Origin of the sequence: Microbacterium sp. USTB-Y, assembly GCF_023703415.1 — a bacterium.
Taxonomy (GTDB): Bacteria; Actinomycetota; Actinomycetes; order Actinomycetales; family Microbacteriaceae; genus Microbacterium.
This window is the reverse complement of the sequence record NZ_JAGMTU010000003.1, coordinates 1-11171: the sequence shown is the minus strand read 5'-3', so window position 1 is coordinate 11171 and position 11171 is coordinate 1. Positions and strand designations below refer to the sequence as shown.

At 73.3% G+C, this 11171-nt stretch carries 8 protein-coding genes and 1 pseudogene; 4 read left to right on the top strand and 5 right to left on the bottom strand.

Features of this window, described 5'->3' with window-relative positions:
- Positions 1 to 54: 54 nt before the first annotated feature.
- The 4 genes and pseudogenes from J8G10_RS07300 to J8G10_RS07285 all read right to left on the bottom strand — a co-directional run bounded on the left by J8G10_RS07300 (position 55) and on the right by J8G10_RS07285 (position 5143).
- A complete protein-coding gene (locus tag J8G10_RS07300) occupies positions 55 to 1773 on the bottom strand; it encodes a molybdopterin-dependent oxidoreductase (RefSeq protein ID WP_251442457.1) in 1719 nt (572 codons plus the stop codon).
- Between the two features lie 69 nt (positions 1774 to 1842).
- The gene (locus tag J8G10_RS07295) at positions 1843 to 3108 is read right to left on the bottom strand and encodes a multidrug effflux MFS transporter (protein WP_251442454.1); all 1266 of its coding nucleotides are present in this window, start codon (positions 3106 to 3108) and stop codon (positions 1843 to 1845) included.
- Positions 3109 to 3353: 245 nt separating this feature from the next.
- Positions 3354 to 4691: pseudogene (locus J8G10_RS07290) on the bottom strand (MFS transporter); the annotation flags it as partial.
- Positions 4692 to 4696: 5 nt separating this feature from the next.
- Positions 4697 to 5143 (bottom strand): MarR family winged helix-turn-helix transcriptional regulator, encoded by a 447-nt coding sequence (locus J8G10_RS07285; RefSeq protein WP_251442452.1) that lies wholly within the window; start codon positions 5141 to 5143, stop codon positions 4697 to 4699.
- A gap of 159 nt (positions 5144 to 5302) precedes the next feature.
- Here J8G10_RS07285 and J8G10_RS07280 point away from each other — a divergent pair, with 159 nt between their 5' ends.
- The 4 genes from J8G10_RS07280 (at position 5303) to J8G10_RS07265 (ending at position 9423) form a co-directional block, all read left to right on the top strand.
- Positions 5303 to 6064, top strand: a complete 762-nt coding sequence (locus tag J8G10_RS07280; RefSeq protein WP_251442449.1) for a copper homeostasis protein CutC — start codon at positions 5303 to 5305, stop codon at positions 6062 to 6064.
- A 71-nt stretch (positions 6065 to 6135) separates the two neighbouring features.
- Entirely contained in the window at positions 6136 to 7005 is an 870-nt protein-coding gene (locus J8G10_RS07275; protein ID WP_251442444.1) for an alpha/beta fold hydrolase, read from the top strand.
- A gap of 193 nt (positions 7006 to 7198) precedes the next feature.
- Positions 7199 to 8248 (top strand): biotin/lipoate A/B protein ligase family protein, encoded by a 1050-nt coding sequence (locus J8G10_RS07270; protein ID WP_251442441.1) that lies wholly within the window; start codon positions 7199 to 7201, stop codon positions 8246 to 8248.
- Between the two features lie 248 nt (positions 8249 to 8496).
- Positions 8497 to 9423, top strand: a complete 927-nt coding sequence (locus J8G10_RS07265; RefSeq protein ID WP_251444335.1) for a site-specific DNA-methyltransferase — start codon at positions 8497 to 8499, stop codon at positions 9421 to 9423.
- A 388-nt stretch (positions 9424 to 9811) separates the two neighbouring features.
- On the opposite strand, the gene J8G10_RS07260 is transcribed toward J8G10_RS07265, so the two are convergent.
- The gene (locus J8G10_RS07260; protein WP_251442439.1) at positions 9812 to 10699 is read right to left on the bottom strand and encodes a LysR family transcriptional regulator; all 888 of its coding nucleotides are present in this window, start codon (positions 10697 to 10699) and stop codon (positions 9812 to 9814) included.
- Between the last annotated feature and the right edge of the window lie 472 nt (positions 10700 to 11171).

The window sequence follows — 11171 nt, the reverse complement described above, 5'->3', positions numbered from 1 at the left end:
CGCCGATTTCACAAATTCGTGAAGGAAGTGAAGCGCATGGATTCCGTGAGGATCTCAGGCGTTCACCGAGACGTCGATCGTGTGCCAGCCGGTCGCGCCGTCGGGAGCCGGGGGAGCGACATCCGCGGTCTGCACCGTGCCGTCCGCACCCGTCGCCCGGCAGCGGAGGGTGTGCTGTCCTGCGGTCGCGGCCCACGGGAGGCGCCACTGCACCCAGGTGTCGGCCGAGATGGCGGGCGCGAGCTCGGCGCGCTGCCACGGACCGTCGTCGATCTGCGCCTCGACGGCGGAGACGCCGGCGTGCGGCTGCCAGGCGACGCCGGCGATCACGGTGTCCCCGGCCCGGAGCGCGCGGCCGGACTTCGGCACGTCGATGCGCGATTCGAGCTTGACGGGGCCGCGCGCCGACCAGCCGCGAGCGGTCCAGTACGCCGTGGCGCGGTCGAATCGGGTGACCTCGAGATCGGTGACCCATTTCGTCGCCGAGACGTAGCCGTACAGCCCGGGCACCACCATGCGCACCGGGAACCCGTGCTCGATCGGCAGCGGCCGGCCGTTCATGCCGATGGCGAGCAGCGCGTTCCGGTCGTCGGTCAGGGCCTCGATCGGGGTGCCCGCCGTGAAGCCGTCGACCGAGGTGGACAGCACCATGTCGGCGGCGGCGGCGGGCTGCGCCTTCGCGAGCAGCTCGCGGATCGGGTAGCCGAGCCACACGGCGTTGCCGATGAGGTCGCCGCCGACGTCGTTCGACACGCACGACAGGGTCGCCGCCGCTTCGACGAGCGGCAGCGCGAGCAGCTCGTCCCAGGTGAGCGTGACCTCGTGCGCGACGAGGCCGTGGATGCGCAGCCGCCACTGCGCCGGATCCACCTGCGGCACGACGAGGGCGGTGTCGATGCGGTAGAAGTCGGCGTTCGGCGTGATCAGCGGGCTGATCCCGTCGACCTTCAGGGCGGCGCCGGCGGGGATCGGCGCGGCGGCCACGGCCGGCTTCGGCAGGCGGAGCGCCGTGCGCACGGCGGTCACGGCGACGGATCCGGCCCGGCCCGCCGTCGCCGCGACCGTCGCGAGGATCCCGACCGCGGCGGCCCCGGCGGTCCAGGCGAGGAAGCGCCGGCGGGTGGGACCGTCCGCTGCCGGGGCGGCGGCCACGGGCGGCGGGGCTGCGGACTGCGGGGCGGTGGATCGCGGGGCTGCTGACGGTGGGGCGGCGGAGCGCGGGGCTGCTGACGGCGGGGAGGTGGGCTGCGGGGCGGTGGACCGCGAGACCGAACCTGCGTCCCGAGACAGCGGTTCTGTCGCGCGGTCTCGGGACTCAGGTTCGGTTTCGCGGTCGGGGAGCCGTCGCACGAGGGCGCGCACGACGAGTGCGGCGACGATGCCGGCCACCAGCGCGGGCAGCCAGGACAGCGGGGCGGCGTCGGCGCGCAGCGGGGCGAGTACCGCGACGGCGGCGCCCAGCGCCAGGAATCCGGCGACCCCGACCCCGCGGAAGCGTCGCTGCAGGAGCCCGAGGGCGCCGGCTGCGGCGAGCAGCACGAGGGCGATCCCGGTGAGCAGAGCCGCCTTGTCCCCGGTGCCGAACCACGCGATCGCCGTGTCCTTCGCCCACGCGGGCGCGCCGTCGATGAGGAACCCGCCGACGACGGCGAACGGACTCGACGACGGCGCGAGCAGCGTCGCGGCGAGCTCGCCGGCGCCGATGCCGAGCAGAGCCGCCGCGACGCCGGCCGCGGCAGCCGGCAGTCTGACGCGCGACGCGGATCCGGTCATGTCCTCAGCGTAGGAACCCTCGCGGCGCCCGGCTCGGGAAGATCACGGATTCGTAAGAAGTTCGCGGCATCAGCTTCGCGCACGCGTGATGCGTCCGGTCGCGGCGAGCAGCACGAGCGCGGACGCGAAAGCGATCAGCATCGTCGCGCCCATGAGCGCGGCCGACACCCCGGTCCCTGATAGCAGCGGCGGCAGGAGCGCACCCAGCAGGGCGGCGAGCGTGCCGAGCACGGCCGAGGCGGATCCGGCTCCGCGCGTGATGCGGGACAGGGCGAGCGCGGTCAGCGTGGGGTTGTTCACGCCGTGCAGGCCGACGAGCACGAAGAGCGGCGCGAGCAGCCAGGGCAGCGGGCTGTGCAGCAGGGCGCTCAGCAGGACGGCCGCGGCCGCCGCGGTGCCGATCGAGAGCGAGGTCAGCACGATGCGGCGGCCGTCGATGCGGTGCTCGCCGGCGGTCCCCGCGGCTGCGCCCCCGAGGGTGCGCGCGGGGCGCGGAGGGCGACGCGCGAGGCGGCGGCTGATCCACGCGCCGAGCACGATGCCCGCGGAGTTCATCGCGAAGATGAGCGCGAAGCCCTGCGCGTCGACGCCGTACTGGTTCTGCAGGACGAACGAGGACATCTGCAGATAGGCGAAGAATCCGGCCGAGGCCAGGCCCAGGGTGAGGGCGAACACCAGGAACGGCCCGTTGCCGAGGGCCGCGCCGATCCCGCGCAGATCGTTGCCGAGCCCGCCCGTGGTCCGCTCGGCGAGCGGGTGCGTCTCGGGCACGTACAGCGCCGCGGTGAGCAGCAGCAGGGCGCCGATCACGCCCAGGGCGACGAAGAGGCCGCGCCAGTCGGTGAACGTCAGCAGCGCGCCGCCGAGCAGCGGCGCGAGCACCGGCGCCGCCCCCGAGATCGCCGTGAGCGTGGCGAACCCGGCCGTCGCCGCGGGGCCCTTGAACACGTCGTGCACGACCGCGCGGGCGATCGCCATCCCGGCGGCGCCGCAGAGCCCCTGCAGCAGGCGGACCAGGATGAGCAGCTCGATCGACGGCGAGAACGCGCACGCGATCGAGGCGACCGCGAACCCGCCGACGGCCCAGAGCAGCGGCAGGCGGCGTCCGTAGCGGTCGCTGATCGGCCCCCACAGCAGCTGGCCTAGGGCGAGCCCGATCAAGCAGGCGCTCATCGTCACCTGCGCGAGCGCCTCGGTCGTGTGCAGGTCGCGGCCGAGCTGGGGAAGCGCCGGGATGTACAGGTCCATCGAGAGCGGCCCGAACGCCGAGAGCGCGCCGAGCGCGGGCAGCAGCGAACGGCGGGCGCGGGCCTCCTCGGCGGCGGCGCCGCTCACGCGCCGTCGCCCGATCCGGTGCGTGGCGGCTCGGTCGCGCGGTTGGAGCGCGGGTCTTCGGCGCGCGGCGCTTCGGCCCGCGGCGCTTCGGTGCGCGGCGGCTCGGTCGCGCGGTCGGAGCGCGGGGCTTCGGCGCGCGGCGCTTCGGCCCGCGCGGACTCGGCCCGCGGGGCTTCTGCACGCGCGGGCTCAGTGCGCGGGTTCTCCGCATACGGGGGCTCCGCACGCGGGGGCTTGGTGCGTGGGGCTTCGGTGCGCGGCGCCTCCGGCTCCGTGCGGATGGGCGTGCTCGCGCTGGTGATCGGCGGGGTCACCGCGCGCTGCATGGCCTCGACGACCCGCACGGGACGGGTCTCGTCCAGCGACAGCAGGAACCGCGCGTCCTCCCGGCGGTGCAGCCGACCCGAATGCATCATCCACCCCGCGCCGATCGCGAAGGCCGCGAGGCCGGCGGCGCCGCCCACGGAGATCGCCGCGCGCGGTCCGAACGCGTCGGCGACCCAGCCGGCGATGGGGGCGCCGATCGGGGTCGCGCCCATCACGACCGCCATGTAGAGCGCGAGCACCCGGCCGCGCAGGGCGGGATCCGTGGTGGTCTGCACGTACCCGTTCGCGGTGGTGAGCATGGTGACCGTGGAGAAGCCGACGAAGACGAGGGTGATCGCGTACGAGACGTACGTCGGCATCTGCGCCGACACGAGCGACGCGACGCCGAAACCGCCGGCCGCGAGCATGAGCACCCGCACCCTCGCCCGGTCGCGGCGCGCAGCCAGCAGCGCGCCGGTGAGGGATCCGATCGCGAGCACCGAACTCAGCACGCCGTAGCCGTCGGCCTGCTTGTGGAACTCCAGCGCCATGGTCGACGCGAAGATCGGGAAGTTCATGCCGAACGCGCCGATGAGGAACACCATCACGAACACGACCATGAGATCGGGCCTGCTGCGCACGTAGCGCAGGCCCACCATGAGCCCTCCGGCGCGGGGGTTCTTCGGGCGGGGCATCAGCTCGCGGGTGCGGATGAGCATCAGGGCGACGATCATCGCCAGGAACGTCGCCGCGTTCGCGACGAACACCCAGCCGGATCCGAGGGCGACGATCGCGAGTCCGCCGACGGCCGGACCGATCAGCCGGGCCATGTTGAAGGAGGCGGAGTTCAGCGCCACGGCGTTCGAGGCGTTCTCCATCGAGACCATGTCGGAGACGAAGGCCTGCCGGGCTGGGGCGTCGAACGCGTTCGCGACGCCGAAACACGCCGCGAAGACGAGCATGAGCGGCAGCGTCATCACGTGCGTGAGCAGCAGGCCCGCCACGCACAGCGCGAGCACCATGAGCGTCGTCTGCGTGACGAGCAGGATGCGCCGCCGGTCGAAGCGGTCGGCTACGCGGCCGGTGAGGCCGACGAGCACGAGGGGTGGCCCGAACTGCAGGGCCATCGTGGCGCCCATGGCCGTGGCGTCGTTGTGCGTGAGCTCGGTCAGCACCACCCAGTCCTGCGCGGTGGACTGCATCCACCCGCCGATGTTGGAGACGATCGCCCCGAAGAACCAGATCCGGTAGTTGAACGCCCCGAACGAGCGGAACATCTGGCTCACAGCTCGGCCAGCTTCCGCATCAGGATGCTGGCTTCGTGCAGCACGCCCAGCTCGTCCTCGGTGAGATCGAGCTCCGTGATCTCGGCCATGATCAGCTGCGTGCGCCGCTCGAAGGTCTCTGCCACGACGCTCTCGCCTGCGGGAGTGATCTCGACGTGCACGCGCCGGCGATCCTGGTCGTCGGGGATCCGCACCGCGTACCCGTGTTCCTCGAGGCCGGTGACGAGCGCGCTCATGGTCGGCGCCGTGACGCGCTCGCGGTCGGCGAGGGCGGTCAGGGAGTGCCTGCCGTGGGCGCGGAGTGCGGCGAGCACGGCGAGCTGGGCGTCACTCATCGCGGCGTTGCGGCTGTCCACGGCGCGCACGGAGCGCAGGCGGCGGGCGAGCCGGAACGTGGCGAGACGCAGTTCGGTCGCGGTCTCGTGAAGTCTCTCGGCATCCATTGCTTAGATAGCCTAACTAAGTATTCCCCCTCGTGGGCTCGGACCGGGGGAGTGCTCGCCGGATCCGGGTCGAATGCGGGGATCCGATGTTCCGAAAGATGCCGAACAAATCGCGGCGCGTCCGTTCCGCTCGTGCGGTCCGCCCGTGACAATGGACGAATGCCCCTCGCGCTCGAAGTCGCCGTCCAGGATGCCGCCGGAGTGCGCGTCGCCCGCGAGATCGGCGCTCGCCGCGTCGAGCTGACGCAGGGGCTCGCACTCGGCGGTCTGACGCCCTCGCCGGCGACGCTCGAGCTCGCGGTCGAGGAGGCGGCGCACGGCGGTCCCGAGGTGCACGTGCTCGTGCGTCCGAGAGCCGGCGGGTTCCACTACGACGCGGACGAGATCGCGACCGCCGTGCGGGACGTGCGGTGGATGCTCGCCCACGGCGCGACCGGCGTCGTGATCGGCGCGCAGACGGCCGATGGGGAGCTCGAAGTCGACGCCCTGGCGCGGCTGCGGGATGCGGCCCGCGACGTGCGCGCCGAGGCGGCGGTCACCCTGCATCGGGCCATCGACGTGACCCCGGATCCGCTGGCGGGCCTCCGGCACGCGGTCTCCCTGGGCCTCACCCGGGTGCTGACCTCGGGCGGCGCCTCGGCCGCGCAGGACGGAGCGGACCTGCTGCGCGCCCTGGTCGCGACCGCCGGCGGCCGCATCGAGGTGATGGCCGGCAGCGGCATCACCGCGGCGAACGCGGCGGAGATCGCGGCGACCGGCGTCGATGCACTGCACTTCTCCGCCAAGCGCACGGTCGCGGCCTCGGGATCCGTGCGGATGGGATCCGCGGCCGACGACGGCGGCGGCCACGAGGTGACCGACCTCGAGGAGGCCCGCGCCGTCTGCGCCGCGCTCGGGCTCGGAGCGCCTCAGCGGCTCTGACCGCGGGGCTCTGGCCGCGTCATCTGCGGACCCGATGCGGCGTGCGGCAGCCGGATCCGTAGACTCGGGGCATGGCTGAGTCCCGCACCGCCGAGTTCATCGACGCACACGGCATCGCGATCGTCTACGACGTCCACCCCGCCGCCTCCGGCGTCACCCCACGGGGAGTCGTGCAGCTGCTGCACGGCGTCGGCGAGCACGCGGGCCGTTACGGGGCGGTGATCGCCGAGCTCACGGCGGCCGGCTTCACGGTCTATGCCGATGACCATCGCGGCCATGGGCGCACGGGCATGAAGCAGCACGGCGACGCGGCGAAGCTGGGGCGGCTCGGCCCCGGCGGCATGCGCGCGGTCGTGGCCGACGAATGGCAGCTGACCGACCTCATCCGTGCGGAGAACCCCGGGCTGCCGCTCGTGCTGCTCGGTCACTCCTGGGGATCCTTCCTCGCCCAGATGGTGCTCAATGCGCATCCCGACGCCTACGACGCGGTGATCCTCACCGGATCCGCCCACCGCACCCCGACCGACCTCAACTCGATGCCGCTGAACGCGCGGTGGAAGGGTCCGGACGCCCACGGGCTCGAGTGGCTCACGCGCGACCCGGCGGTGTGGGAAGCGTTCCGCGCCGATCCGCTGACGACCGAGGTGCCGCTGCTCAAGCTGTTCGGGCCGATCGAGGCCGCGCGGCTGTACGGACGGCCCGGCAAGGACTTCCCGAAAGACGTGCCCGTGCTGCTCATGGTCGGCCGCGACGACCCGGTCGGCGGGCCGCGCAGCGTGCACCGTCTCGCCGACGACTACCGCAACCGGTCGGGGCTCACCGATGTGACGACGCTCGTCTACCCCGATGCGCGCCACGAGATCTTCAACGAGCTGCAGCAGGCCGAGGTGCGCGCCGACCTGCTCGCCTGGCTCGACAAGCACGTGCCGCCGCGCGACTGAGGCAGATCCCCACCCGGGCTCTTCTGCAGGGACCTTCGGCGTTCTGCAGGGGCGTCGCCCGGAAATCCTCGCCGTTCCGCGGGTCGAGACTCGGTCTCGGCCGTCCGGCCCTGCACAACGCCTCGGCCTCCCTGCAGAACGGCCGGAGCTCCGGCACGCCGCCGCTCGCCGTGCCGCCGCGTAGGCTGGACCGGTGCACGGTGAGTACAAGGTTCCTGGCGGCAAGCTCGTCGTCGTCGACTTCGAGGTGACGGACGGCGCGATCGCCGGCTTCCGGCTGGCGGGCGACTTCTTCCTCGAGCCGGACGACGCGCTCGACGACATCAACGCCGCCGTCACCGGCCTGCCTGTGGAGACCGACGCCTCGGCCATCGCCGCCGCGGTGCGTGCGGCGCTCCCCGAGGGGGCGCAGCTGCTGGGCCTCACGCCCGAGGCCGTGGGCACCGCCGTCCGCCGCGCTCTGGTGACCGCGCCCGGCTGGCGCGACTTCGACTGGGAGATCCTGCACGAGAAGGCGGTCTCCCCGCGCATGAACCTCGCGCTCGACGAGGTGCTCACCACCCGCGTCGGCGAGGGTCGGCGCCGTCCGACCCTGCGGATCTGGGAGTGGGACGAGTCCGCGGTCGTGATCGGATCCTTCCAGTCCTACCGCAACGAGGTGGATCCGGAAGGGGCTGCGAAGCACGGCTTCGACGTCGTGCGCCGGATCTCCGGCGGCGGCGCGATGATGATGGCCGCCGGCCAGATCATCACCTACTCGCTCTACGTGCCCGCGTCGCTCGTACAGGGGATGACCTTCGCCGACTCCTACGCGTTCCTCGACGACTGGGTGCTGCAGGCCCTGCGCTCGCTCGGCATCGACGCCGTCTACCAGCCGCTCAACGACATCGCCGGCCCCAGCGGCAAGATCGGCGGCGCCGCGCAGAAGCGGCTGGCCAACGGCGGAGTGCTGCACCACGCCACGCTCTCGTACGACATCGACGGTCAGATGATGACCGAGGTGCTGCGCATCGGACGCGAGAAGCTCAGCGACAAGGGCACGGCGTCGGCGGCCAAGCGGGTGGATCCGCTGCGCAGTCAGACCGGTCTCAGCCGCGCCGAGATCATCGAGCGCTTCAAGGGCACGTTCCGCTCGCTCACGGGCGCCGAGGACGGCACGATCTCCGCCGACGAGTACGCGGCCGCGGAGGAGCTCGTGCGCACGAAGTTCGCCACCGAGGCGTGGCTGCACCGGGTCCCGTGAGCCCGGTCGCCGAGGGGGTGTCCCCGGGCCGGAGGACGACGTCGGATCCGGTCGCCGAGCCGGTCGAGGCGCCCGGGGCCGAGGCCGCGCCTGGGTCGCGCGGTGCCGCGCCGGGGCCGGGGGCCGTCGAGGCCGCGCCGGGGTCGCCCGGGTCGCCGGGCGCCGCGCCGGGGCCGGGGGCCGTCGAGCCCGCGCCGGGGTCGCCCGGGTCGCCGGGGTCGCCCGGGGTCGCGCCGGGGGCCGTCGAGATCGTGCACGGGGAGGCGCTCGACGTCGCCCGCACCCTTCCGGACTCCGCGTTCACGCTGATCTACCTGGATCCGCCGTTCAACACCGGCCGCACGCAGGAGCGGCACGCCGTCTCGAGCCGTCGTGCCGACCGTCCGGCTGGCACAACGCAGGAGATGCCGGATGCCGGCGATCCTGGACCCGCGGAATTACGCGGGACGAACACCGACGACACACCGGATCTCCTGCGTTCTGTACCGGGGCGTGAGGTGAACCACGGCTTCCACGGGCACCGCTACGAGCGCGTGCGCGAGCTGCTGCACGCCTACGACGACCGCTTCGACGACTATGGCGACTTCCTCATGCCGCGGCTCGAGGAGGCCTGGCGGCTGCTCGCCGACGACGGCACGCTGTACCTGCACCTCGACTACCGCGAGGCGCACTACGCCAAGGTCATGCTCGACGCCGTGTTCGGTCGGGACTGCTTCCTGAACGAGATCATCTGGGCCTACGACTACGGAGCCAAGCCGCGCACGCGCTGGCCCACCAAGCACGACACGATCCTCGTCTACGTGAAGACCCCGGGTGCGCACGTGTTCAACGTCGACGACATCGAGCGCGAGCCGTACATGGCGCCGAGCCTGGTCAGCGCCGCCAAACGCGAACGCGGCAAGCTCCCCACCGACGTGTGGTGGCACACGATCGTGCCGACCACGGGGCGGGAGAAGACCGGCTACCCCACGCAGAAGCCGGAGGGGATCCTGCGCCGCATCGTGCAGGCGTCCAGCCGGCCCGGCGATCGGGTGCTGGATCTGTTCGCGGGATCCGGCACCGCGGGCGCCGTCGCCGCGGCGCTCGGCCGCGACGCCCTGCTCGTCGACGTGAGCGCGGAGGCGGTGCGCGTGATGCGCCAGCGGATCCCGCACGCGACGGTGCGCGAAGGCTGAGCGGCCCGCTCCCGCGGCGGCGCGGCGCTCCGCGCGCTGTCACGATCGGCACACCGTGCGACGATCGGCACACCGTGCGACGATCGGCACACGGATGCGGACCGGATCTGTGCCGATCGTCACAGGGTGTGCGGATCGTCGCACGGTGCAGGGTTGGGGTCCCCGGCTCGGACTGCGCGCGCGGCTGAGCGGCTCGCTCGCGGGGGAGCGACCCGGACCCGCGGCGCGCGTCGACCCGGTATTGGAGCCGCGCCACGACCCGCCGCGCGCTGAATCGCGCGCGCCGCGCCCCGACCCGGCGCCCCGACCCAGCGTCGGAGTCGCGCCCCGAACCGGCGCCCCGACCCGTCCGGGCGTCCCGACCGACCCGGCGCCCGTCCCGGCGGGGTCAGCGACGGGGGCGGTGCTGGGCGAACGCGCCGGCCAGGGCGGCGTGGACGGCCGCGATCGCCTCGGACCCGCGTGTCGACTCGCGCACCGCGGTGAACACCTCGCGCACGGGGGATCCGGGAAGGTCGGTCAGCACCACCGGCGGCGGGACATCGCCCCAGATCAGGTCGGGCAGCATCCCGACCGCGTGCCCGGCTTCGATGAGCCGCACGTGCGCGGTCAGGTCGGCCGCCTCGAAGCGCACGTCGGGCTCGAACCCGGCCGCACGGCACTGCTGCACCGCCCATTGCCGCGCGGCGGATCCGACCGGCTCCATGACCCAGGGCCGGTCTCGCAGCAGCGCGAGGGGGAGGGGGTCCTCGCCAGGAGGGAGCACGAGCCGGATCCGATCCTCGCCGATCAGCTCGTGCACGTTGCCGGCGTGACGCTCCCGGGTGTGACCCGGGTACTGCTCCGCGATGACGAGGTCGAAGCGGCGCGCGGTCAGCTCGAACAGGCCCTCCTCGGGCGGCGCCTCGGTCATCTCGACGCGTAGATGCGGGTGCGTTGCGGCGACGGCGGTGAGCGCGGCGGGCACGATCGTCTCGGCGGCGGTCGGCATGGCGCTGATCCGGACGGCCTCCGCGGGCGCCTGGGCGAGCAGCTGCCGGGCCTGCTCGTCGAGCTCGAGCGCGCGGGCGGCGTGCGCGGCGAGGACTCGGCCCTCGGCGGTCAGCCGGATCCGCCGTCCGTCCGGTTCGAGCAGGGGGACGCCCGCCTCCCGCTCCAACAGGGCGAGCTGCTGCGAGACCGTGGACGGGCTGTACGCGAGCGAGTGCGCGACCTCGGCGATCGTGCCGCGCAGCGCGAACTCGTGCAGCAGCCGCAGCCTCCGCAGTTCGAACATGGCGGCCCCCTTCCGCGCGCGTCTCCGCGGCGCCGTTGCGCCCGATGATCGTCCGCGAAACCGAACCTGCGTCACGAGACCGACGGGGAGATCGGCGGTCTCGGAACGGAAGTTCGGTCTCGCGGGCAGTGCGGGCAAATCATTCGTTAGAACCGAATGATACCCGGCGCGAATGATCGCTTTTCCTGCAGGGAGATCGGATCCATGCTGGGAGCAGCCCCGCGCGCGTGCGCGATCGACCCGCGCGCGTGCGCGATCGACCTGCGCGCGTGCGCGACACCCCCCCCACAGCACCGAACCCCGCCACAGCACCGAACCCACCGCCACGGCGCCGAACCCCCGCCAGGGCACCGAACCCCCGCCACAGCACCGAACCCCGCCACAGCACCGAACCCACCGCCACGGCGCCGAACCCCCGCCAGGGCACCGAACCCCCGCCACAGCACCGAACCCCGCCACAGCACCGAACCCA

Bases quoted from the DNA above. Each gene is read 5' to 3' on its own strand.
- J8G10_RS07260 (WP_251442439.1), bottom strand. From the start codon at position 10,699: ATGTTCGAACTGCGGAGGCTGCGGCTGCTGCACGAGTTCGCGCTGCGC.
- J8G10_RS07300 (WP_251442457.1), bottom strand. From the start codon at position 1,773: ATGACCGGATCCGCGTCGCGCGTCAGACTGCCGGCTGCCGCGGCCGGC.
- J8G10_RS07285 (WP_251442452.1), bottom strand. From the start codon at position 5,143: ATGGATGCCGAGAGACTTCACGAGACCGCGACCGAACTGCGTCTCGCC.
- J8G10_RS07280 (WP_251442449.1), top strand. From the start codon at position 5,303: ATGCCCCTCGCGCTCGAAGTCGCCGTCCAGGATGCCGCCGGAGTGCGC.
- J8G10_RS07275 (WP_251442444.1), top strand. From the start codon at position 6,136: ATGGCTGAGTCCCGCACCGCCGAGTTCATCGACGCACACGGCATCGCG.